Source organism: Peribacillus sp. TE19612 (assembly GCF_056279465.1).
Genome location: NZ_JBWCCL010000005.1, coordinates 352,459 through 375,881, shown reverse-complemented (window position 1 = coordinate 375,881; position 23,423 = coordinate 352,459). Strand labels below are relative to the sequence as shown.

The following is a 23,423-nucleotide window of genomic DNA, read 5'->3' as shown; positions in this document are numbered from 1 at the left end:
GACCTGGAAAGGTCCGTCGAAGAAGGTAAAAACCCTGTAGTTGAAACTTCGTTCCCTCCTGAGTGGATCCTGAGTACGGCGGGACACGAGAAATCCCGTCGGAAGCAGGGAGGACCATCTCCCAAGGCTAAATACTCCCTAGTGACCGATAGTGAACCAGTACCGTGAGGGAAAGGTGAAAAGCACCCCGGAAGGGGAGTGAAATAGATCCTGAAACCGTGTGCCTACAAGTAGTCAAAGCCCGTTAATGGGTAATGGCGTGCCTTTTGTAGAATGAACCGGCGAGTTACGATTTCATGCGAGGTTAAGTTGATGAGACGGAGCCGCAGCGAAAGCGAGTCTGAATAGGGCGAATGAGTATGAGGTCGTAGACCCGAAACCAGGTGATCTACCCATGTCCAGGGTGAAGTTCAGGTAACACTGAATGGAGGCCCGAACCCACGCACGTTGAAAAGTGCGGGGATGAGGTGTGGGTAGCGGAGAAATTCCAATCGAACCTGGAGATAGCTGGTTCTCTCCGAAATAGCTTTAGGGCTAGCCTCAAGATGAGAGTATTGGAGGTAGAGCACTGATTGGACTAGGGGCCCCCAACGGGTTACCGAATTCAGTCAAACTCCGAATGCCAAATACTTATTCTTGGGAGTCAGACTGCGAGTGATAAGATCCGTAGTCGAAAGGGAAACAGCCCAGACCACCAGCTAAGGTCCCAAAGTATACGTTAAGTGGAAAAGGATGTGGAGTTGCTTAGACAACCAGGATGTTGGCTTAGAAGCAGCCACCATTTAAAGAGTGCGTAATAGCTCACTGGTCGAGTGACTCCGCGCCGAAAATGTACCGGGGCTAAACGTATCACCGAAGCTGTGGATTGACACCGTATGGTGTCGATGGTAGGAGAGCGTTCTAAGGGCGTTGAAGTCAGACCGGAAGGACTGGTGGAGCGCTTAGAAGTGAGAATGCCGGTATGAGTAGCGAAAGAAGGGTGAGAATCCCTTCCACCGAATGCCTAAGGTTTCCTGAGGAAGGCTCGTCCGCTCAGGGTTAGTCGGGACCTAAGCCGAGGCCGAAAGGCGTAGGCGATGGACAACAGGTTGATATTCCTGTACCACCTATACATCGTTTGAACGATGGGGGGACGCAGAAGGATAGGGTAAGCGCGCTGTTGGATATGCGCGTCCAAGCAGTTAGGCCGGAAACGAGGCAAATCCCGTTTCCATTAAGGCGGAGCTGTGATGGCGAGGGAAATATAGTACCGAAGTTCCTGATTCCACGCTGCCAAGAAAAGCCTCTAGTGAGATGTAAGGTGCCCGTACCGCAAACCGACACAGGTAGGCGAGGAGAGAATCCTAAGGTGTGCGAGAGAACTCTCGTTAAGGAACTCGGCAAAATGACCCCGTAACTTCGGGAGAAGGGGTGCTTTTTAGGGTGAATAGCCCAGAAAAGCCGCAGTGAATAGGCCCAGGCGACTGTTTAGCAAAAACACAGGTCTCTGCGAAGCCGCAAGGCGAAGTATAGGGGCTGACACCTGCCCGGTGCTGGAAGGTTAAGGGGAGAGGTTAGCGCAAGCGAAGCTTTGAACCGAAGCCCCAGTAAACGGCGGCCGTAACTATAACGGTCCTAAGGTAGCGAAATTCCTTGTCGGGTAAGTTCCGACCCGCACGAAAGGTGTAACGATCTGGGCACTGTCTCAACGAGAGACTCGGTGAAATTATAGTACCTGTGAAGATGCAGGTTACCCGCGACAGGACGGAAAGACCCCGTGGAGCTTTACTGCAGCCTGATATTGAATTTTGGTACAGCTTGTACAGGATAGGTAGGAGCCTGAGAAGCCGGAGCGCCAGCTTCGGTGGAGGCGTTGGTGGGATACTACCCTGGCTGTATTGAAATTCTAACCCGCGCCCCTTATCGGGGTGGGAGACAGTGTCAGGTGGGCAGTTTGACTGGGGCGGTCGCCTCCTAAAGAGTAACGGAGGCGCCCAAAGGTTCCCTCAGAATGGTTGGAAATCATTCGTAGAGTGTAAAGGCACAAGGGAGCTTGACTGCGAGACCTACAAGTCGAGCAGGGACGAAAGTCGGGCTTAGTGATCCGGTGGTTCCGCATGGAAGGGCCATCGCTCAACGGATAAAAGCTACCCCGGGGATAACAGGCTTATCTCCCCCAAGAGTCCACATCGACGGGGAGGTTTGGCACCTCGATGTCGGCTCATCGCATCCTGGGGCTGTAGTCGGTCCCAAGGGTTGGGCTGTTCGCCCATTAAAGCGGTACGCGAGCTGGGTTCAGAACGTCGTGAGACAGTTCGGTCCCTATCCGTCGCGGGCGCAGGAAATTTGAGAGGAGCTGTCCTTAGTACGAGAGGACCGGGATGGACGCACCGCTGGTGTACCAGTTGTCTTGCCAAAGGCATAGCTGGGTAGCTACGTGCGGACGGGATAAGTGCTGAAAGCATCTAAGCATGAAGCCCCCCTCAAGATGAGATTTCCCATGGCGCAAGCTAGTAAGATCCCTGAAAGATGATCAGGTTGATAGGTCAGAGGTGGAAGCATGGTGACATGTGGAGCTGACTGATACTAATAGATCGAGGACTTAACCAACGCTTTTTAAAAAATGAAATACCTTCTTATTATCTAGTTTTGAAGGAACAACGTTCCTTTTAAGTTTGGTGGCGATAGCGAAGAGGTCACACCCGTTCCCATTCCGAACACGGCAGTTAAGCTCTTCAGCGCCGATGGTAGTTGGGGGTTTCCCCCTGTGAGAGTAGGACGCCGCCAAGCCATTTAAAAAGATCAGCCATCCGGCTGGTCTTTTTTTGTATTGCGATATTTTTCAGCTTTCAGGAGGAATGACGTAAATTAACAGCTAAATCGACCTGCAGGCTAATTAATTCCATCAGCTGACTTATTTATTCGGACTAAACTTGAATTGAAATAATTCATGGGAGCAAGATACGAATATGTAACGATCATGGAGCAGAGGTAATTTCATGAATCAAGCTATTGTAATTCAGAGGGAGGAGAAGGGCAGGATATTGAAGGGCATGTAGAGTATATGAGAGTAGATGCTTTTAGGAAGGCAAGGGGGATCATATTCTGAGGCATTTTGGAATTTCCATTATAAAGTAATTGATTTTATTTACATGCATTCTTGTCTTTACTTATTCTTTTCATTATACTAGGAAGAATTTATTATTGATAATATGCAAGTTGGATGGGTAAGGAAGAAGGCAGACAAAATAGAACCATGAAGGGATCGGTATTGTGAGTAAAAAGAGTAAGGAAAAGTTTGAAGTTATCGAGGGCGAGACGATCGATGCATGTTTAGATCGAATTAAAGCGGCAGGTTACTTTCCTGTAAGGCGAACGGAAGAGCCTATCTTTGCCGAGAGAATCGAGAATGGCAAAGTCCATTATGAGCCGGTTGATCGGAAAATTGTATTCGAAGCAAAGTTAATCGAGTAAAACACGAACGATTAATTAATATCATGTAAAAATATTCGATTTTAACTTGACATTAAAATGGCCGGAAGGTAAGATGAAGTTACATTAATACGTCTCATATAATCATGGGGATATGGCCCAAAAGTTTCTACCTGATGACCGTAAATCATCGGACTATGAGAAAAGCATCTGACTATTTCGGAAACCTAGCCAAGTCTTTTTGTATTTTCCAAAAGGGCTTTCTGTTCCGGACAGGTTGCTTTCTCGATGAGGAAGCAACCTGTCCGGTTTTTTAATTTACATGTTATAGATAAATGATAAGCGTCTGTCTGCATACTCGGGACGCCATAATATGAGTGTTGGAGGGAAAGATGATATGAAACCGCAAGTTGGGGTTATTATGGGAAGTGTCTCGGATTGGGAAACGATGAAGTACGCTTGTGAATCATTGGAACAGCTTGAGATCCCCTATGAAAAAAGAGTCGTTTCCGCCCACCGGACGCCGGATTTACTATTTGAATATGCAGAGAGTGCAAAAGATAGAGATATTAAAGTGATTATTGCCGGAGCAGGCGGGGCTGCACATCTTCCAGGTATGACCGCCGCTAAAACGATTGTCCCTGTGATTGGCGTGCCAATACAGTCGAAGGCATTAAATGGGATGGATTCGTTATTATCGATTGTTCAAATGCCTGGTGGCGTACCGGTTGCAACGGTTGCGATCGGAAAAGCCGGCGCAGTCAATGCCGGTTTGTTAGCGGCTCAAATGTTAGCGGCTTTTGATTCTGACATTGCTGATAGGCTAGAGGCTTTACGAGACGAAACCAGAGAAAAGGTGTTACAGAGCAGTGAACAACTTAAATAATACAATCATATTACCGGGACAGACCATTGGAATTATCGGCGGTGGGCAATTGGGCAGGATGATGGCCTTGTCAGCTAAGGCATCGGGCTTTAAGATAGCGGTCCTTGAGCCGACTGCAGAAGGCCCATGTGCTCAAGTGGCGGATATTGAAATCATTGGTGCTTATGATGATATCGAAGCATTGAAAAGGTTAGCTGACGTCAGTGATGTCATAACATACGAGTTTGAAAATATCAGTTCAGAAGCCTTGGATTGGTTAAAGCAACATGCATTTCTTCCACAGGGCTCAGAATTATTAAAGCTGACACAGGATAGATTGACTGAAAAAAAAGCCATATCCGATGCAGGAGCTTCCGTTGCTCCATATCAGGAAATACAGGATATTTCAGAAATTTACCTTCATATAGAGAAATTAGGGTACCCTAGTGTGTTAAAAACGACGCGGGGCGGTTATGATGGAAAAGGGCAGTTGGTCATTAAGGAAGAAGCCGATATCAAAAAGGCTGAACCCCTGCTCAAAACAGGTATATGTGTGCTGGAAGCCTGGATTCCTTTCGTAAAAGAAATATCCATCATCGTGACGCGTAAGGCTGATGGCGAGACAAGTCATTTTCCGATTGCGGAAAACATTCATATTGAAAACATTCTTCATAAAAGCATTGTTCCGGCCCGTATCAGTATCCAAGCTGAACGGAAAGCTATTGATGAAGCTTTGCAGCTTGCAGAGAAACTTGATTTGGTGGGGACATTGGCAGTCGAGATGTTTTTAACCGCTCAGGATGATATCATCATTAATGAATTAGCGCCAAGACCTCATAACTCAGGCCATTATACAATGGAGGCATGTGAGACTTCACAGTTTGAACAGCATATAAGGGCTGTCTGCAATTGGCCTCTCGGAAATACGGCGTTATTGAAGCCTGTGGTAATGATAAACATCCTTGGTGAGCATATCGGACCCTTGATGGATGAAATTCCGACGCTTTCAGATTGGAAGGTTCACCTTTACGGTAAGAAAGAAGCCAAGCTTAAGCGGAAAATGGGTCATGTGAATATTTTACGTCCAACGATTGAGGAAGCTCTTTTGGAAAGTGATCGAAGCAAAATATGGAATCAACAGGTTGAAACGGAGGAAGTAAAATGATTGAACGTTATACCCGCCCAGAGATGGGAAACATTTGGACAGAAAAGAACCGCTTTAATGCGTGGTTGGAAGTTGAAATCTTAGCTTGTGAAGCATGGTCGGAGCTAGGTGTCATTCCAAAAGAAGATGTGAAGCTTCTTCGTGAAAATGCTACATTCGATGTCGACCGTATCAATGAAATCGAAAAAGATACACGCCATGATGTTGTTGCTTTTACACGTGCGGTTTCCGAAACGTTGGGTGAAGAACGGAAATGGGTCCATTACGGACTGACTTCCACTGATGTGGTGGATACAGCTCTTTCATATGTGATAAAGCAGGCGAATGAGATCCTTGCCAAGGATTTAAATAACTTCGTGGAGATCCTGAAAAATAAAGCTAAAGAACATAAATACACGGTTCAAATGGGACGTACACATGGAGTTCATGCGGAACCGACCACTTTTGGGTTGAAATTGGCTCTTTGGTATCAAGAAATGAAACGCAATGTCGAACGTTTTGAAGAAGCAAGAAAGAACATAGAGGTTGGGAAAATCTCTGGGGCTGTCGGAACTTACGCAAACATCGACCCGTTCGTTGAAAAATTCGTTTGTGAAAAGCTTGGCCTTGAAGCAGCGCCAATTTCAACACAAACATTACAACGCGATCGCCATGCACATTATATGAGTACATTGGCTTTAATTGCGACATCTATTGAAAAGTTTGCAGTGGAAATTCGCGGCTTGCAAAAAAGTGAAACACGCGAAGTGGAAGAATTCTTTGCAAAAGGACAAAAAGGATCTTCGGCAATGCCTCATAAACGGAATCCAATCGGTTCTGAAAATATGACGGGTATGGCTCGTGTAATCCGCGGTTACATGATGACAGCATATGAGAATGTGCCATTATGGCATGAACGTGACATTTCGCATTCTTCTGCTGAGCGCATCATCTTGCCGGATGCAACGATCGCATTAAACTATATGCTGAACCGTTTCAGCAACATAGTGAAGAACTTGACCGTTTATCCAGAAAATATGAAACGCAATATGGACCGTACGCTGGGATTGATTTTCTCACAACGTGTGCTGCTATCCCTTATCGATAAAGGACTTGTCCGTGAAGAAGCTTATGATACGGTTCAGCCGAAAGCGATGGAAGCATGGGAGCTTCAGGTTCCATTCAGAAGCCTGATCGAAAAGGATGATAAAATCACAAGCTTGCTTACAAAAGAAGAACTTGATGATTGTTTCGATCCTACACATCACCTGAAAAATGTTGATGTAATCTTTGATCGTTTAGGTTTATAAAAGTGAAGGCGGCAAACATGGCACTTTAATGGTGATATGTTTGCCAAGCCTGATCAATGGCAGGAAGATTCATAATATTCACAATGTGGGGGTCTGGACAGATGGAAAAACGAGAATTGTTGTATGAAGGAAAAGCGAAACAGATTTTTGCAACGGACAACAGTGAAATAGTATGGGTGGAATACAAGGATTCGGCAACAGCATTCAACGGTGAGAAGAAGTCAGAGATTGCCGGAAAAGGTAAGTTGAATAATCAAATTACTAGCTTACTATTTTCAAAGCTTGCCCAAGAGAATATCCCGTCCCATTTTATTGAAATGCTTTCCGAACGGGAGCAGCTAGTCAAAAGGGTATCCATCATTCCGCTAGAAGTCGTTGTCAGAAATACGGCTGCCGGCAGTTTTTCTAAAAGGACTGGCATTGAAGAAGGCCAGCCGCTCAAGAAAACGCTGATTGAGTTTTACTATAAAGACGACGAGCTCGGCGATCCTCTGTTAACGGAAGACCATATTGAAGAATTGGAACTTGCAAGCAAGGAAGATGTAGCGATTTTAAAAGAAAAGGCACAAGAAATCAGTATCGTCTTAACGTCTTTCTTTAAAGAGTTGGACATTAAATTGATTGATTTTAAATTAGAGTTCGGCAAAACCCCGAATGGAGACATTCTGCTGGCAGATGAAATTTCACCTGATACCTGCCGATTATGGGATATTAATACGAACGAAAAATTAGACAAAGATGTATTCCGCCGTGATTTAGGAAGTTTAACAGATGCTTACGAAAAAATACTAGCAAAGTTGGAGGGCACTCAACATGTATAAGGTTAAGGTATATATCACACTACGCGAAAGCGTATTAGATCCACAGGGAGCAGCAGTGCAACAATCACTTCATAGCTTGACATATAACGAAGTTAGTGATGTTCGAGTGGGGAAATACATTGAACTTACAATTAAGGATACGGATCGTGATTTAGATCAACTTGTGAAGGAAATGTGTGAAAAACTATTGGCCAATACGGTAATTGAAGCTTACCGTTATGATGTTGAGGAGGTTATCACCCAATGAAATTTGCTGTCATAGTTTTCCCTGGCTCCAATTGTGATGTCGATATGTACCATGCGATAAAGGATGCACTGGGGGAAGAAGTGGAGTATGTTTGGCACTCTACAGACAATCTAGATCAGTATGATGGGATTCTCCTTCCTGGAGGTTTCTCTTATGGAGACTATTTACGCTCTGGAGCAATTGCACGCTTTTCGAATGTAATGGCTGAAGTCGTAAAAGCGGCACAAGCAGGAAAGCCAGTCTTGGGTGTCTGCAATGGTTTTCAGATTTTACTTGAAGCAGGACTTTTACCTGGTGCGATGCGCCGTAATGAAGGCTTGAAATTCATTTGCCGCAATGTAGGACTGAAGGTTGAAAATAATCAATCGATGTTCACGACAGGATATGAATTAAATGAAACGATTACGATCCCTGTGGCACATGGTGAAGGGAATTACTACTGCGATGATGAAACATTGGCTGAATTAAAACAAAATAACCGCATCTTGTTCACTTATGATGGTGAAAATCCAAACGGAAGCTTGGAGCAAATAGCGGGAATTACAAATGAACAAGGAAATGTCCTCGGAATGATGCCTCATCCCGAACGTGCTGTTGATTCGCTGCTTGGCAGTAAAGACGGCTTAAAGATTTTTCAATCCATCGTAAAAAACTGGAGGGAATCACATGTTATTACAGCTTGAACCAAGTCCGGAAAAAATTAAATCGGATCGATTGTACGCAACAATGGGACTATCCGATGATGAATTTGCAATGGTGGAGAAAATCTTAGGCAGACTGCCGAATTATACGGAAACTGGTTTGTTTTCGGTTATGTGGTCAGAGCATTGTTCCTACAAAAATTCAAAACCCATCTTAAGGAAATTCCCGATTACAGGGGAGAAAGTGCTACAAGGTCCTGGTGAAGGAGCAGGTATCGTTGATATCGGTGACGATCAGGCTGTCGTTTTTAAAATTGAAAGTCATAACCACCCTTCGGCAATAGAGCCTTATCAAGGTGCTGCTACCGGTGTCGGCGGAATTATCCGTGATGTTTTCTCCATGGGAGCCCGTCCGATCGCGATGTTGAACTCACTTCGCTTCGGTGAGCTAGACAATGATCGCGTGAAATATTTATTTAAAGAAGTGGTAGCAGGGATTGCAGGGTACGGGAATTGTATCGGAATTCCAACTGTCGGCGGAGAAATTCAATTTGATCCATCGTATGAAGGAAATCCTCTTGTCAATGCAATGTGTGTCGGTTTGATCGATCATAAGGACATTAAAAAGGGCCAAGCGCATGGAGTGGGCAACACAGTGATGTATGTGGGTGCCAAAACTGGACGTGATGGCATTCATGGAGCAACATTTGCATCTGAAGAGCTATCAGAGTCTTCGGAAGAGAAACGGCCTGCCGTACAAGTAGGCGATCCATTCATGGAGAAACTGCTTTTGGAAGCATGCCTTGAATTGATTCAAAATGATGCCCTTGTTGGCATTCAGGATATGGGAGCAGCAGGTCTTACAAGCTCATCTGCCGAGATGGCGAGTAAAGCTGGCTCAGGAATAAAAATGAACCTGGATTTGGTACCGCAGCGTGAAACGGGAATGACAGCATATGAAATGATGCTTTCTGAATCACAAGAGCGGATGCTGATCGTTGTCACTAAAGGACGCGAACAGGAAATCGTCGACTTGTTTACGAAATATGACCTAGAAGCGGTTGCTGTTGGTGAAGTAACGGATGATAAAAACCTAACCCTTTCCCATCAAGGTGAAATCGTTGCTGAGGTTCCGGTTGATGCATTGGCTGAAGAAGCTCCTATTTATCACAAGCCATCTGCAGAGCCGCAATATTTCCGTGACTTCCAAAGCATGACGGCAGAAGTGCCAGTCATTGAAGATTATAAAGAAACATTGGTATCACTATTGAAGCAACCGACAATTTCGAGTAAGGAATGGGTCTACGACCAGTATGATTACATGGTCCGCACGAATACAGTCGTCTCACCTGGATCGGATGCAGCGGTAGTGCGTGTACGTGGTACGAATAAAGCCCTTGCCATGACGACGGATTGCAACTCCCGCTTTATTTATTTAGATCCTGAAACAGGCGGCAAAATCGCTGTGGCTGAAGCAGCACGTAACATCATTTGCTCGGGTGCGGAACCTTTAGCGATCACGGATTGCTTGAATTTTGGGAATCCAGAAAAACCAGAAATATTCTGGCAACTGGAAAAAGCGGCAGACGGTATGAGTGAAGCTTGCAGAAGCTTAAGTACTCCTGTAATCGGCGGAAATGTTTCCCTTTATAATGAAACGAATGGTGAAGCGATTTATCCGACGCCTGTGGTTGGAATGGTTGGTCTAGTCAATGACCTTAAGCACATCACAACACAAACATTTAAAAATGAATCCGATTTGATTTACGTGGTCGGTGAAGCGAAAGTGGAATTCGGAGGCAGTGAATTACAGAAAATGCTCGAGGGTAAAATCTTTGGACGCGCTCCAGAACTTGATTTGGACCTTGAACAAAAACGTCAGCAGCAAATTCTGACAGCAATCCAAAAAGGACTTGTTGCATCAGCCCATGACCTTTCGGAAGGCGGTTTGGCAGTGGCTTTAGCTGAATCTTTATTCGGGGCAAGCAAACTAGGGGCAAAAGTGAGTATATCCGGGGAACCTGTATCTGAATTATTCAGTGAAACGCAATCACGATTCCTACTGTCCATCAATCCTGAAAATCAAGCGTCATTTGAAGCTCTTGTTGAAGATGCGATTTGCATAGGCTCAGTAACGGCTGATAATAAATTAGTCGTGGCAACAAGTGATAGCAAAGTATTGGAAGCGGACATTGAAGATTTACAAACAGCTTGGAAGGGAGCCATACCATGCTTGCTGAAATAAGAAGCCTAAACGAAGAGTGTGGTGTTGTTGGAGTCTGGGGACATCCCGATGCAGCGCAGCTTGCTTACTACGGTTTGCATAGCTTGCAACATCGTGGTCAAGAGGGAGCGGGCATCGTCGTGACGGATGGTGAGCAGATGTCCATCTCTAAGGGCGAAGGACTTGTCACAGAGATATTCACTGCGGAAAAAATGCAGGCACTTTCCGGTAGCGGTAAAGCGGCAATCGGCCATGTCCGTTATACAACGGCAGGCGGCGGCGGGTATCAAAATGTTCAGCCTTTCCTGTTCAATTCGCATACAGGAGGGCTGGCCCTTGCCCATAATGGGAATATCGTCAATGCCCATCAATTAAAAGCACAGCTTGAAGGACAAGGAAGCATTTTTCAAACGACCTCTGATACGGAAGTTCTGGCACATCTGATTAAACGCTCCGGCTACTCGGATGTAAGAGATTCTGTGAAGAACAGTTTAAGTATGCTAAAGGGAGCCTATGCCTTTGTCATCATGACCGAAACCCAAATGATCATGGCAAGAGATCCGCATGGCTTCCGTCCACTTTCCTTGGGGAAAATAGGCGATGCATATTTCGCTGCATCTGAAACATGTGCACTTGATATTGTAGGTGCAGAATTCATCCGGGATATTGAGCCGGGTGAACTCGTTGTCATTAATGATGAGGGAATCACATCCGAATACTTTTCGCTTTCCAGCCAACAGGCAATGTGCACGATGGAGTACGTGTATTTTTCCCGTCCGGATAGCAACATTGATGGTATCAATGTCCATACGGCACGGAAAAACCTTGGTAAGCAAATGGCACTCGAAACCAAAATTGAAGCAGACGTAGTTACAGGTGTACCTGATTCCAGCATCTCGGCAGCGATTGGCTATGCTGAAGCTGCAGGCATTCCTTATGAAATGGGCTTAATAAAGAATCGTTATGTTGGACGGACTTTCATTCAGCCATCACAAAGTCTGCGTGAACAAGGCGTAAAGATGAAACTATCACCTGTAAGAGGGGTAGTGGAAGGCAAGCGGGTCATAATGGTTGATGATTCAATCGTCCGTGGGACAACGAGCAGAAGGATTGTCCGCATGTTAAAAGATGCCGGAGCGAAAGAAGTGCATGTAGTAATCAGCTCACCACCGATCAAGAATCCATGTTTTTATGGCATAGACACGTCCAAAAAGGAAGAACTGATTGCAAGCTCAAAATCGGTGGAGGAAATAAGGGAAATCATTGAAGCTGATTCCTTAACTTTTTTAAGTGTCGAAGGTATGGTCGAAGCAATTGGACGACCGTTTCCTGGAGAAACGCGCGGTTCATGCCTAGCTTGTTTCACCGGAAATTATCCGACTGAAATTTTTGAATACGAACGAGAAAAAACAAAATGTTAATCAAGTCGGCAATGATGATTGATTTTCGGAGGAGGATTTCAAATGGCTAATGCATATAAACAGGCTGGTGTGGATATTGAGGCTGGTTATGAAGCGGTAAATCGAATGAAAAAACATGTAAAGCGCACATTTCGTCCAGAAGTAATGAATGGTCTGGGCGGTTTCGGCGGCATGTTTGATTTATCTTCCTTGAACCTTAAAGAGCCTGTGCTCATTTCTGGTACGGATGGAGTGGGTACAAAACTTTTGTTAGCGTTCATGATGGATAAACACGATACAATTGGAGTGGATTGTGTAGCTATGTGCGTCAATGATGTTGTCGTTCAAGGTGCTGCACCTTTATACTTTTTAGATTATATTGCCTGCGGTAAAGCAGATCCTGAACGAATTGAAATGATCGTCAAAGGAATTGCAGATGGTTGTGAGCAGGCGGGCTGTGCTTTAATCGGCGGAGAAACGGCTGAAATGCCAGGCATGTACGAGACGGAAGAATACGATGTGGCAGGCTTTACTGTAGGTGCCGTTGAAAAATCACGTCTTATCACTGGTGAAGCCATCTCGGCTGGTGACGTCGTTATTGGACTCGCTTCAAGCGGCATCCACAGTAATGGGTATTCCCTTGTTCGTAAAATCCTTCTTGAGGACTCAGGCATGGGGCTTCATGACTTCGTACCGGAACTGGATTGCAAGTTGGGAGAGGAATTATTAAAGCCGACAAAAATCTATGTGAAGTCCGTTTTATCGACGTTGGAAAAATTTGAGGTTAATGGTCTTGCTCATATCACCGGTGGAGGATTCATCGAGAATATTCCGCGTATTCTTCCTGAAGGATGCGGTGTTGAAATCGAGCTTGGAAGCTGGGAAATTCCAACTATATTCTCATTCCTTGAAGAAAAAGGGAACCTTGTAAAAGAGGAAATGTTCAATATCTTCAATATGGGAGTTGGAATGACGGCTATCGTGAAAAAAGAAGTGGCATCCGATGTGCTGGCCCACCTACGGTCTTGCGGTGAAGAAGCCTCAGTTATTGGGACGGTTGTGGATGGAAATGGAGTGTCGTTCAAATAATGAAACGCCTTGCTGTCTTTGCATCAGGTAACGGTAGTAATTTTCAATCAATTGCTGAAGCAATAAAAAGTGGAAAGTTGGAGGCGGAAATCTGCCTTGTCGTTTGCGATCGTGAAGACGCATATGTGCTTGAGAGAGCCAAGCTTGAGAATATTGATTCTTTCTCCTTTTCAGCAAAGAATTACTCCAACAAGACTGAATATGAATCGGAAATCCTGGAAAAACTTCGCCAGTATGAGATAGAGTTCATCATTCTTGCTGGTTATATGCGTTTGATAGGTCCGACATTATTACAAAAGTATTCACAAAGGATCGTGAATATCCACCCTTCACTTCTGCCTAGTTTTCCAGGCAAGGATGCAATTGGCCAGGCTTTTGACGCCGGAGTGAAGGAAACGGGGGTAACGGTTCATTATGTGGATGATGGAATGGACACAGGACCGGTCATTGCCCAAAAAGCAGTGCCGATTCTTGAAGGGGATACGAAAGACATCCTTCAGAAAAGGATTCAGGAAATGGAGCATGATCTGTATCCGTCAGTTTTGCAGGAGCTATGCCACAAGAAACTTACTTAATGGAGGGACCAACATAACATGAAGAAACGTGCATTAATTAGTGTATCGGATAAAACAGGTATCGTAGAATTTGCTCAAGGATTAATTGAAGCAGGTTTTGAAATCATTTCTACAGGCGGTACCAAAAAAACGCTGCAGGATAATGGTATTGAGGTAATTGGAATCAGTGACGTCACCGGTTTCCCTGAAATATTGGATGGACGTGTTAAAACGCTTCACCCGAATGTCCATGGAGCAGTGTTGGCAAAACATGATGACAAAAATCACGCAGCACAGCTTGCGGAACATAATATTGAACCCATTCAACTTGTCTGTGTGAACCTATATCCATTCCAGGCGACTATTTCCAAACCGGAAGTCACTGTGGAAGATGCTATTGAAAACATCGATATCGGTGGACCGACAATGCTTCGTTCTTCTGCTAAAAATCACGAATATGTGACTGTTATCGTTGATTCCAATGATTATCCTACCGTATTGGCTGAGCTGAAACAAAACGGCGGGGTATCAAAAACCACGAATCGCCGCCTGGCAGCAAAAGTTTTCCGTCATACAGCAGCATATGATGCCGTTATTTCAGAGTATATGACAGAGCTTGCCGATGAAGAAAATCCTGAATCATTGACTGTTACCTATGAATTGAAACAGTCGCTTCGTTATGGGGAAAATCCACATCAAAAAGCCGCATTCTATAAAAAACCGCTTGGTTCCGTTTTCTCAATTGCAGAAGCGAATCAATTACATGGAAAAGAACTTTCCTACAACAACATTAATGATGCTGATGCAGCACTTCAAATCGTTAAAGAATTCAATGAGCCGGCTGCAGTTGCAGTCAAACATATGAATCCTTGCGGCGTCGGTGTCGGTGCGACCATTTTGGAAGCATATGAAAAAGCATATGAGGCAGATGCCACTTCCATTTTCGGTGGGATCATCGCTCTGAACCGTGAAGTTGATAAGGCAACTGCGGAAAAGCTTCATGAAATCTTCCTTGAAATCATCATTGCACCTGGGTTTACACAAGAGGCAGTGGAAGTATTGACAAGCAAGAAAAACCTTCGTTTATTAACGATCGATTTCGACGCGGTTAAAAAGCCTGAACGTAAATTGACATCCATTGAAGGCGGATTGCTTATTCAAGATCAGGATGCACATAGCTTAAAGGATGCAGAGGTAAAAGTGGCAACGAAACGTGAGCCTACCCCTGAAGAGTGGAAAGCCATGGAACTTGGCTGGAAAATCGTGAAACATGTCAAGTCGAATGCAATTGTGGTTTGTAACGATCAAATGACATTAGGTGTTGGTGCAGGACAAATGAACCGCGTGGGAGCTGCAAAAATTGCTTTGGAACAAGCTGGGGAAAGAGCAACAGGAAGTGCATTGGCATCAGATGCTTTCTTCCCGATGGATGATACTGTAGAAGCGGCAGCGAAAGCGGGCGTCACGGCAATCATTCAGCCTGGTGGATCTGTTAAAGACGAAGATTCAATCAAGAAAGCTGATGAATATGGGATTACGATGGTGTTTACAGGAATTCGTCACTTTAAACATTAATCAAAAATGAGGTGCGATAATGAATGTACTAGTAATTGGCCGGGGCGGCAGGGAGCATGCCATAGCCCGCAAACTATTTGAAAGTAAACGAGTTGGGACCGTTTTTGCAGCACCGGGAAATCCAGGGATGACCGATGTAGCGACTCTTGTACCAATTGATGAAAACAATCATGGGGATTTGGTTGCCTTTGCAAAGAAGAATGCTGTTTCATTAACGGTGATCGGGCCCGAAACCCCATTGTTGAATGGACTTGCAGATGATTTTACGGAAGCAGGATTACAGGTATTTGGCCCTAATGGCCGGGCTGCAGTCATCGAGGGAAGTAAATCCTTTGCTAAAGATTTAATGAAGAACTACAGCATTCCCACAGCGGAATATGAAACATTTTCTGATTATGATTCAGCAAAAGCATATATCGAAAAAATGGGTGCCCCCATTGTCATAAAAGCGGATGGTTTGGCAGCAGGAAAAGGTGTCGTAGTTGCTATGACGATGGAAGAGGCGTTAGACGCCATCCATGATATGCTAGTCGGAGCAAAGTTCGGGGAAGCATCTGCCAAAGTCGTTATTGAGGAATTCCTTGATGGCGAGGAATTTTCATTGATGGCATTCGTTAATGGGGAAAAAGTGTATCCGATGGTCATTGCTCAAGATCATAAGCGGGTTTTTGATGGAGATCAGGGTCCGAACACAGGTGGAATGGGTGCATATTCACCGGTGCCGCAAATATCCGATGAAATGATCCAGACTGCAGTCGAAACGATTCTTAAACCCACGGTAAATGCGATGATTTCTGAGAATCGGAGTTTTACAGGAATATTATATGCCGGGTTGATCGCCACTGAAAAAGGCACAAAAGTCATTGAGTTCAATGCCCGTTTTGGCGATCCGGAAACGCAAGTTGTTTTACCTCGTCTAAAGACAGACTTCGTAGATACGCTTGAAGCGGTTCTTTCTGGAGAGGATTTACAACTTGAATGGCATGAAGAAGCCGTGCTCGGAGTGGTCGTCGCAGCTGATGGATATCCAGGGGAATATAAAAAGGGATCTATCATTAAAGGCTTGGAAAAGATTGATCCGAAAGCCCATGTTTATCATGCTGGAACGGCTCTCAATAATGAAGGGAACTTCATCTCGAATGGCGGACGTGTACTTCTGGTTGCTGCAAAAGGGAAGGATTTGGCCTCTGCGCAAGCTGAAGTATATAAAGAGTTAGGGCATATTGAGAAAGACGGTTTATTTTGGCGAACGGATATTGGCTACCGAGCAATAAAATACAATTTTTCATCATAATATAAAGAAGCTGACTCTAAGCGGAGTCAGCTTCTTCTATAAGACTTAATATGAATCAGATTGATTCGATTCATTTTCCTGTTTTGGTCCTTTTGTCATCAAGTTTTGTCCGTTTTCCATCGCATCGACGACAGGACAATAACGGAGGATTCCTTCACCTATTTTCATGGCGGAAAGCATGGCCACGATTATATAAGATTGGTTTTTCCATGGTTTTTTCACCATTTTAGCCGTAGCCCATGTTAGAAATGTAAAACCACAAGTAATTCGCATTAAAGCATTTATTATACTGATATTTTGTTTAAACTTCATATAAAATCCATCCCTTCACAAAAATTTAACAATAATCTGGATAACATTACTGTTCTAATGGGGCAAGTATGTTACTATGAAATAAAATTGGATTGAAAATGGTTTTTTTCATACACTGTTTCTAATAACTTATGGGGGAATGTTTATGCTTGAACAGCGCTATAGATGGAAAAATAAACATCTAAGAGAACATATAGATGTGCTGGATGGCAATAGGGCACCACACATTCTGCTAAAAAATACGACTTATTTAAATCAGGCTTTACGAAAATGGGTAAAAGCGAATATATGGATATATGAAGATCGCATCATATATGTTGGCGATAAGCTTCCTGATAATATAGACCGCTGTGAAATGGTCGACTGTACAAACCAGTACTTGGTCCCGGGTTATATTGAGCCGCATTCACACCCTTCTCAATTATATAATCCCCTTTCTTTTTCACGTTATGCATCTCATTTTGGCACAACGACATTGATCAATGATAACTTGCCGTTTCTATTGCAGTTAGATAAAAAGAAAGCGTTTTCTCTTTTGAAAGAATTACGTAACATTCCTGTAACAATGTATTGGTGGAGCCGTTTTGACGGACAAACGGAATTGATTGATGAAGATATGGTCTTTTCCCATGGGGCCGTCAAATCATGGCTGGAGCATGATGCCGTATTACAGGGCGGGGAACTAACTGGATGGCCGAAGCTTCTCGATGGGGATGACATGATGTTGCACTGGATTCAGGAAGCCAAGCGAATGAGGAAGAAAATAGAAGGACACTTTCCAGGTGCTTCAGAGAAGACTTTAGCAAAAATGACCTTGTTCGGCGCCGATTGTGATCATGAGGCAATGACAGGTGATGAAGTCATGTCACGCTTGCTGCAGGGCTATTATGTATCATTAAGACATTCTTCGATCCGTCCGGATTTACCAAAGCTGATACAGGAAATCCATGAACTGGACATTGATCATTATGACAAATTCTTTTATACGACAGATGGATCACCGCCGTCCTTTTATGAAGGTGGTTTCATAGACTGCTTGATCAAAATAGCGATAGAGCATGGCGTTCCGGTCATCGATGCCTACAATATGGCGACCATCAACATCGCACGATATTATAACATTGAATACCTTCATGGCAATATTGCCACAGGGAGGGTGGCGAACATCAACTTCCTGACCGATGTAAAGGAACCCGCACCGGTTTCGGTAATGGCGAAAGGGAAATGGGTGAAAAGGGATGGTGAGATCATTCCGGATAAACAGGAATTCGAATGGAGTGATTTTGATTTTAAACCGCTCGATCTTGATTGGGATCTAAGTTTAAAGGAAGATTTTGAATTTTCCATGCCGTTCGGGATAGAATTGGTTAATAATGTAATTACGAAACCGTACTCCCTTGCCAATGATGTTGGGCATGAAGAACTGAACTTTGAGGATGATGAATGCTTTTTCATGCTAATAGACCGGGAAGGGAAATGGCGCATCAATACGATATTAAAAGGGTTTGCGGACAAATTGTGTGGCTTTGCTGGCTCTTATACAAATACAGGTGATATCATACTGATCGGTAAAAGGAAAAAGGATATGCATTTGGCATTTAACCGGCTGAAGGAAATTGGCGGTGGAATCATTTTGACGGAACAAGGCAAGGTGATTCATGAACTTCCTCTGAAATTAAAGGGAGTCATGTCGACCAAGGAGGTTCCTGAATTGATAAAAGAAGAAAATGAATTGAAACATTTGCTGCGGGAGAGAGGTTATCGCTTCGCCGATCCTGTGTATACCCTTTCATTCTTTTCGACAACCCATCTGCCATATATAAGGCTGACCCAGCGAGGAGTATATGATGTAATGAATAAAACTATACTCTTTCCCACTATAATGCGTTAAAATATAAGAGAAGAAATGGCTAATAAATCAGAGGAGTGGAAAGATGAATTTTAAGAGAGTTCTTTTCATCGTTATTGCTATTTTACTGCTGGCAGGCTGTTCGACGAAAGAGGATCCTGCATCGGATGACAGTAAGCCGAAAGACCAAGCTGTCATCAAAAATACAGATGTGAAAAATGAACCTTCCAATGAGTTTCCACTTACAGGTATGGCCACCGAAGCAGGCAGTGAGCGAAGGGCTGCAGCAGTGATGATTAATAATCATCCGGAAGCACGCCCGCAATCGGGTCTCTCAGAAGCCGATATGGTTTACGAAATGCTCGCAGAAGGTGACATAACCAGATTTTTAGCTATCTTCCAAAGTGAAATGCCTAGTCAAATCGGTCCGATTCGGAGTGCAAGGGACTATTATATCGAATTGGCTAAAGGCCTTGATTGCATCTATGTCTGTCATGGGTATAGCCCCGAGGCAAAGACCATGCTGGACAGCGGGTATATTGATAACTTGAACGGATTATATTATGATGGTACTTTGTTTCAACGTTCGGCAGATCGAAAAGCACCGCATAATTCCTACACCTCCTTTGAGGATATCGAAAAAGGTGCAAAGGAAAAGGGTTATGAGTTGAATGGTGCACCGGAGCCTTATGCTTTCCTTACAAAGGAAGAGGCAGCTGGACTTCAAGGGGAACCGGCATTGAAAACCGAGGTTTCCTACGGATCAGACGAGTATGATGTACAGTATGAATACGAGGCCACGGAAGAGAAATATAAACGTTATTCGAATGGAGAGCAAACAGTCGAGCATAAATCGAATAAACCTATTTTACTGGATAATATATTGATCATTGAGGCTGCTCATCAAGTGATCGACGACAAAGGGCGTCGAAAAATCGACTTGAAAAGTGGCGGAAATGGTTATTTACTTCAAAAAGGAAAAGCGAATGAAGTAGAATGGGTGAATAAGGATGGTCGTATTACACCAGTGAAAAACGATAAAGAGGTAGGGTTGATTCCAGGGAAAACTTGGATCAATATTATTCCGGATGAACCTGGTTTAGTAGGAGACGTCTCATTTTGATACCCATGAAATTGAGGGGGAGTAACATGCAAATTGATAAGTTAAGAGGAAAAGAAACGGATCAGCTGTTCAAGTCGATCCTTTCCTTGCGTGATTTGGACGAATGCTATCGATTTTTTGATGATCTATGCACAGTTAATGAAATTTCATCATTGGCACAGCGTCTTGAAGTAGCCCGCATGCTTGAAGAAGGAAAAACCTATCATAAAATCGAAACGGAAACAGGTGCCAGCACGGCTACGATTTCCAGGGTCAAACGCTGCTTGAACTACGGAAATGATGCTTATTCCATGGCTCTGAACCGTATTAAGGATAACGTAGAGGAAACAACTGAATCATAATTCTTTCGATTATAATAAAAAGCTGGGGAATTCATTTCCCGGCTTTTTATTTTGTGTCCAGCACGCTCATTGCCGGCTGTCTTTCAGCCGTATCCATGTTATATTGGATTTTAGATTAAAAGGTTCCATTTGGTAATAACATTTTATCGATACTTCTCTTTTTTAATGAAAAATCTTAATGCTATAATGGTGTAATGGGAAGTGTGAATGGAGGATTAAAATGTACGATTTTCGCGAGTGGAAACATGTTTTCAAACTCGATCCAAATAAAGAAATAAGTGATGAGGCCCTTGAGAAAGTCTGTGAATCCGGTACTGATGCAATCATGGTCGGGGGAACGGATGGTATCACGCTTGAGAATGTGCTTCATTTAATGGCACGTGTCAGGCGATATACGGTCCCATGTGTGATGGAAATTTCTTCAGTTGAAACGGTGACGCCAGGGTTTGATTTATATTTCATTCCGAGTATCCTGAATAGCACCAACCCGGATTGGATGATGAAATTGCATCAGCAAGCAGTCAAGGAATACGGATACCTTTTGAATTGGGATGAAATTTTCGTTGAAGGGTACTGTATCCTGAACCCTGAGTGCAAGGCGGCCCAATTGACGAAAGCCAATACTGATTTGGATATGGATGATGTGGGTGCATACGCGATGATGGCGGAAAAGATGTTCAACCTGCCGATCTTTTATTTGGAATACAGCGGTGATTATGGCGATGTACAGATGGTGGAAGCGGCCAAAGAGAGTTTGGAAGATACCATACTATTCTATGGCGGTGGGATAAAATCGGTTGAACAGGCCAAAGAGATGTCCAAGATTGCGGATGTCATCGTTGTCGGCAATGTGATTTATGAAGATTTGAAAGTGGCACTTGCAACAGTTACGGCAGTTAAATGAAAACATGTAAGAAATATAGTATACTAAAACAGAAACGAATGTTCGTATAGGTGGTGTGATAATGCAATATTTAGCGGAAAAATTATTAATTGGTTTGAATGAACAGCAACAAAAAGCAGTGAAAGCAACAGATGGTCCACTTTTAATCATGGCTGGGGCAGGAAGTGGAAAGACGCGTGTGCTGACTCACCGAATAGCTTACTTGATGGTCGAGAAGGAAATAGCGCCTTGGAACATCCTTGCAATCACGTTCACCAACAAAGCGGCACGTGAGATGAAGGAGAGGATCCGTGCCATACTTGGCGGTGCATCCGAAGATATCTGGATTTCGACTTTCCACTCGATGTGTGTCCGCATTCTACGAAGAGATATCGACCGTATCGGATTTAATAGGAACTTCTCGATATTGGATACGACGGATCAGCAATCGGTCATAAAACAAATCATGAAAGACCGTAATATGGATACAAAGAAATATGATTATCGTGCCATTTTGGGCAGCATCAGTTCAGCGAAAAATGAATTGGTCGGGCCGGAAGAGTACCTGAAGACGGCGTCTGATTACTTCACTAAAGTAACGGCCGATGTTTATACGGAATATCAAAAACGGCTGCGCAAAAATTCAGCGCTCGATTTCGATGATTTGATCATGATGACGATTCAATTGTTCCAGCTCGTACCTGAGGTGCTTGAATATTATCAGCGTAAATTTCAATACATTCATGTTGATGAGTACCAAGATACGAACAGGGCTCAATACATGCTTGTTAAATTATTGGCTTCACGCTTCCGTAATCTCTGTGTTGTCGGGGATTCCGATCAATCGATCTATCGTTGGCGCGGTGCGGATATTGCGAATATCCTTTCATTTGAAAAAGATTATCCGAATGCCAACATGATTTTCCTTGAACAGAATTACCGCTCGACGAAAAAAATCCTTGCAGCAGCGAATAAGGTCATCGATAACAATCAAAACCGTAAGCCGAAAAATCTTTGGACCGAGAATGCAGATGGCAATAAGATATTCTATTACCGTGCGGACAATGAACAAGGGGAAGCGCAATTCGTAGCCGGAAAGATAAATGAGTTAGTTCAGGACGGCAGCAGGAAGTATTCAGATATAGCAATACTTTACAGAACGAATGCACAATCACGTGTCATGGAGGAAGTTCTGCTTAAATCCAATATTAATTATGCAATAGTCGGGGGCACTAAGTTCTATGACCGTAAAGAGATTAAGGATTTACTTGCCTATCTTCGACTTATTGCGAACCCTGATGATGACATCAGCCTTCGCCGTGTAATCAATGTGCCAAAACGCGGAATTGGTGCAACTTCGATGGACAAAGTGGCAGATTATGCAGATCAATATGATGTTTCCATATATAAAGCACTGGAGTCTGTGGAAATGGCAGGGATAAGCGGGAAGGCCACCAAAGCGGCAAGGGAATTCCATACGCTGATCACTAATTATACAAATCAGCAGGAGTACTTATCCGTGACGGAACTTGTGGAGGAAGTCATCGAGAAAACCGGTTACCGTGAGATGCTCCAGGCAGAAAAAACGATTGAATCACAAAGCCGGCTTGAAAATATAGATGAGTTTTTATCTGTTACGAAAGCATTCGAAGATAACAGTGAGGACAAATCATTGGTGGGCTTTTTGACTGACCTGGCGTTGGTTGCCGATATAGACCAACTTGACGAGAATACCGAAGAAAATACAAATACGGTAACGTTGATGACATTGCATTCAGCGAAGGGACTTGAATATCCGGTAGTCTTTCTATTGGGCCTTGAAGAAGGGGTTTTCCCTCACAGCCGCTCGCTTATGGATGAAGAGGAGATGGAAGAAGAACGCCGTCTGGCTTATGTGGGAATTACAAGGGCCGAAAATGAACTATTCATAAGCAATGCCCAAATGCGGACATTGTATGGACGGACGAGCATGAATCCCGTTTCACGTTTCATCAGTGAAATACCAGAGGAACTTCTAGAAGACCTAAAACCGAAACCTGCTCCTAGAGCTAGGCAAACGCCTTTCAGCTCTTCGAGAACCGGGTCTCCTTCAACGGCTTCAACAAGAAAAGTGCCTGCCTTTGGAAAAGCTGTTTCTGCACCATCCGCAACGGGCGGTGAAGAAATCGGCTGGGCTGTCGGTGACCGTGCCTCCCATAAAAAATGGGGTATAGGAACCGTGGTGAGCGTAAAAGGGGAAGGCGAAGGAAAGGAATTGGATATTGCCTTTCCAAGTCCAATCGGCATCAAACGCCTATTGGCGAAATTTGCACCAGTTGAAAAAGCATAAGCTATTAATAT

At 43.9% G+C, this 23,423-nt stretch carries 19 protein-coding genes, 2 rRNA genes and 1 riboswitch; of the genes, 20 read left to right on the top strand and 1 reads right to left on the bottom strand.

Annotation, left to right across the window (positions count from 1 at the left end; genetic code table 11):
• The 15 genes from ACZ9AO_RS11940 to purD form a co-directional block, all read left to right on the top strand.
• Positions 1–2,589, top strand: a 23S ribosomal RNA gene (locus ACZ9AO_RS11940); the annotation flags it as partial.
• Between the two features lie 64 nt (positions 2,590–2,653).
• A 5S ribosomal RNA gene (gene rrf, locus ACZ9AO_RS11935) occupies positions 2,654–2,769 on the top strand.
• 483 nt (positions 2,770–3,252) lie between these two features.
• Entirely contained in the window at positions 3,253–3,453 is a 201-nt protein-coding gene (locus ACZ9AO_RS11930) for an NETI motif-containing protein (RefSeq protein ID WP_048680636.1), read from the top strand.
• Positions 3,454–3,527: 74 nt separating this feature from the next.
• A riboswitch (purine riboswitch) is annotated at positions 3,528–3,629 on the top strand.
• Between the two features lie 179 nt (positions 3,630–3,808).
• Positions 3,809–4,297: a 5-(carboxyamino)imidazole ribonucleotide mutase gene (purE, locus tag ACZ9AO_RS11925; protein WP_034306127.1), complete on the top strand. Its 489-nt coding sequence runs from the start codon at positions 3,809–3,811 to the stop codon at positions 4,295–4,297.
• Entirely contained in the window at positions 4,281–5,441 is a 1,161-nt protein-coding gene (gene purK / locus ACZ9AO_RS11920; protein WP_289348562.1) for a 5-(carboxyamino)imidazole ribonucleotide synthase, read from the top strand. Before purE ends, purK begins: the two co-directional genes overlap by 17 nt.
• Positions 5,438–6,730, top strand: coding sequence for an adenylosuccinate lyase (purB, locus tag ACZ9AO_RS11915; protein ID WP_034306123.1), 1,293 nt, complete (start codon positions 5,438–5,440; stop codon positions 6,728–6,730). Before purK ends, purB begins: the two co-directional genes overlap by 4 nt.
• Before the next feature lie 101 nt (positions 6,731–6,831).
• On the top strand, positions 6,832–7,551 hold the full coding sequence (gene purC, locus ACZ9AO_RS11910) for a phosphoribosylaminoimidazolesuccinocarboxamide synthase (RefSeq protein ID WP_048680630.1): 720 nt from the start codon (positions 6,832–6,834) through the stop codon (positions 7,549–7,551).
• A complete protein-coding gene (gene purS, locus ACZ9AO_RS11905) occupies positions 7,544–7,798 on the top strand; it encodes a phosphoribosylformylglycinamidine synthase subunit PurS (RefSeq protein ID WP_034306118.1) in 255 nt (84 codons plus the stop codon). Before purC ends, purS begins: the two co-directional genes overlap by 8 nt.
• On the top strand, positions 7,795–8,481 hold the full coding sequence (gene purQ / locus ACZ9AO_RS11900) for a phosphoribosylformylglycinamidine synthase subunit PurQ (RefSeq protein ID WP_048680628.1): 687 nt from the start codon (positions 7,795–7,797) through the stop codon (positions 8,479–8,481). Before purS ends, purQ begins: the two co-directional genes overlap by 4 nt.
• Positions 8,465–10,684, top strand: coding sequence for a phosphoribosylformylglycinamidine synthase subunit PurL (gene purL, locus ACZ9AO_RS11895; RefSeq protein WP_251542385.1), 2,220 nt, complete (start codon positions 8,465–8,467; stop codon positions 10,682–10,684). Before purQ ends, purL begins: the two co-directional genes overlap by 17 nt.
• Positions 10,669–12,084 (top strand): amidophosphoribosyltransferase, encoded by a 1,416-nt coding sequence (gene purF / locus ACZ9AO_RS11890; RefSeq protein WP_048680621.1) that lies wholly within the window; start codon positions 10,669–10,671, stop codon positions 12,082–12,084. The genes purL and purF overlap by 16 nt, the downstream gene beginning before the upstream one ends.
• Positions 12,085–12,126: 42 nt before the next feature.
• Positions 12,127–13,152, top strand: a complete 1,026-nt coding sequence (purM, locus tag ACZ9AO_RS11885) for a phosphoribosylformylglycinamidine cyclo-ligase (RefSeq protein ID WP_048680618.1) — start codon at positions 12,127–12,129, stop codon at positions 13,150–13,152.
• Positions 13,152–13,727, top strand: coding sequence for a phosphoribosylglycinamide formyltransferase (gene purN / locus ACZ9AO_RS11880; RefSeq protein ID WP_063595368.1), 576 nt, complete (start codon positions 13,152–13,154; stop codon positions 13,725–13,727). The genes purM and purN overlap by 1 nt, the downstream gene beginning before the upstream one ends.
• 18 nt (positions 13,728–13,745) lie before the next feature.
• Positions 13,746–15,281, top strand: a complete 1,536-nt coding sequence (purH, locus tag ACZ9AO_RS11875; protein WP_063595367.1) for a bifunctional phosphoribosylaminoimidazolecarboxamide formyltransferase/IMP cyclohydrolase — start codon at positions 13,746–13,748, stop codon at positions 15,279–15,281.
• A 19-nt stretch (positions 15,282–15,300) separates the two neighbouring features.
• Positions 15,301–16,575: a phosphoribosylamine--glycine ligase gene (purD, locus tag ACZ9AO_RS11870; RefSeq protein ID WP_063595366.1), complete on the top strand. Its 1,275-nt coding sequence runs from the start codon at positions 15,301–15,303 to the stop codon at positions 16,573–16,575.
• 45 nt (positions 16,576–16,620) lie between these two features.
• Here purD and ACZ9AO_RS11865 read toward each other — a convergent pair whose 3' ends face one another.
• Entirely contained in the window at positions 16,621–16,887 is a 267-nt protein-coding gene (locus ACZ9AO_RS11865; RefSeq protein ID WP_048680606.1) for a YgaP-like transmembrane domain, read from the bottom strand.
• Positions 16,888–17,032: 145 nt separating this feature from the next.
• On the opposite strand from ACZ9AO_RS11865, the gene ACZ9AO_RS11860 reads away from it, so the two are divergent.
• The 5 genes from ACZ9AO_RS11860 to pcrA all read left to right on the top strand — a co-directional run bounded on the left by ACZ9AO_RS11860 (position 17,033) and on the right by pcrA (position 23,412).
• Positions 17,033–18,778: an adenine deaminase C-terminal domain-containing protein gene (locus ACZ9AO_RS11860; protein WP_251542387.1), complete on the top strand. Its 1,746-nt coding sequence runs from the start codon at positions 17,033–17,035 to the stop codon at positions 18,776–18,778.
• A gap of 43 nt (positions 18,779–18,821) precedes the next feature.
• Positions 18,822–19,859, top strand: a complete 1,038-nt coding sequence (locus ACZ9AO_RS11855) for a DUF3048 domain-containing protein (protein ID WP_251542388.1) — start codon at positions 18,822–18,824, stop codon at positions 19,857–19,859.
• 26 nt (positions 19,860–19,885) lie between these two features.
• Positions 19,886–20,200 (top strand): YerC/YecD family TrpR-related protein, encoded by a 315-nt coding sequence (locus ACZ9AO_RS11850; RefSeq protein ID WP_034306094.1) that lies wholly within the window; start codon positions 19,886–19,888, stop codon positions 20,198–20,200.
• A gap of 220 nt (positions 20,201–20,420) precedes the next feature.
• Positions 20,421–21,104, top strand: a complete 684-nt coding sequence (gene pcrB / locus ACZ9AO_RS11845) for a heptaprenylglyceryl phosphate synthase (RefSeq protein WP_476109128.1) — start codon at positions 20,421–20,423, stop codon at positions 21,102–21,104.
• A 61-nt stretch (positions 21,105–21,165) separates the two neighbouring features.
• Positions 21,166–23,412: a DNA helicase PcrA gene (gene pcrA / locus ACZ9AO_RS11840; RefSeq protein ID WP_048680596.1), complete on the top strand. Its 2,247-nt coding sequence runs from the start codon at positions 21,166–21,168 to the stop codon at positions 23,410–23,412.
• The last annotated feature ends 11 nt before the right edge of the window (positions 23,413–23,423 follow it).

Bases quoted from the DNA above. Each gene is read 5' to 3' on its own strand.
- purD (WP_063595366.1), top strand. From the start codon at position 15,301: ATGAATGTACTAGTAATTGGCCGGGGCGGCAGGGAGCATGCCATAGCC.
- purH (WP_063595367.1), top strand. From the start codon at position 13,746: ATGAAGAAACGTGCATTAATTAGTGTATCGGATAAAACAGGTATCGTA.
- ACZ9AO_RS11860 (WP_251542387.1), top strand. From the start codon at position 17,033: ATGCTTGAACAGCGCTATAGATGGAAAAATAAACATCTAAGAGAACAT.
- purQ (WP_048680628.1), top strand. From the start codon at position 7,795: ATGAAATTTGCTGTCATAGTTTTCCCTGGCTCCAATTGTGATGTCGAT.
- pcrA (WP_048680596.1), top strand. From the start codon at position 21,166: ATGCAATATTTAGCGGAAAAATTATTAATTGGTTTGAATGAACAGCAA.
- purC (WP_048680630.1), top strand. From the start codon at position 6,832: ATGGAAAAACGAGAATTGTTGTATGAAGGAAAAGCGAAACAGATTTTT.
- pcrB (WP_476109128.1), top strand. From the start codon at position 20,421: ATGTACGATTTTCGCGAGTGGAAACATGTTTTCAAACTCGATCCAAAT.
- purB (WP_034306123.1), top strand. From the start codon at position 5,438: ATGATTGAACGTTATACCCGCCCAGAGATGGGAAACATTTGGACAGAA.
- purL (WP_251542385.1), top strand. From the start codon at position 8,465: ATGTTATTACAGCTTGAACCAAGTCCGGAAAAAATTAAATCGGATCGA.
- ACZ9AO_RS11855 (WP_251542388.1), top strand. From the start codon at position 18,822: ATGAATTTTAAGAGAGTTCTTTTCATCGTTATTGCTATTTTACTGCTG.
- ACZ9AO_RS11850 (WP_034306094.1), top strand. From the start codon at position 19,886: ATGCAAATTGATAAGTTAAGAGGAAAAGAAACGGATCAGCTGTTCAAG.
- purN (WP_063595368.1), top strand. From the start codon at position 13,152: ATGAAACGCCTTGCTGTCTTTGCATCAGGTAACGGTAGTAATTTTCAA.
- purF (WP_048680621.1), top strand. From the start codon at position 10,669: ATGCTTGCTGAAATAAGAAGCCTAAACGAAGAGTGTGGTGTTGTTGGA.
- purE (WP_034306127.1), top strand. From the start codon at position 3,809: ATGAAACCGCAAGTTGGGGTTATTATGGGAAGTGTCTCGGATTGGGAA.
- ACZ9AO_RS11865 (WP_048680606.1), bottom strand. From the start codon at position 16,887: ATGAAGTTTAAACAAAATATCAGTATAATAAATGCTTTAATGCGAATT.
- purM (WP_048680618.1), top strand. From the start codon at position 12,127: ATGGCTAATGCATATAAACAGGCTGGTGTGGATATTGAGGCTGGTTAT.
- purS (WP_034306118.1), top strand. From the start codon at position 7,544: ATGTATAAGGTTAAGGTATATATCACACTACGCGAAAGCGTATTAGAT.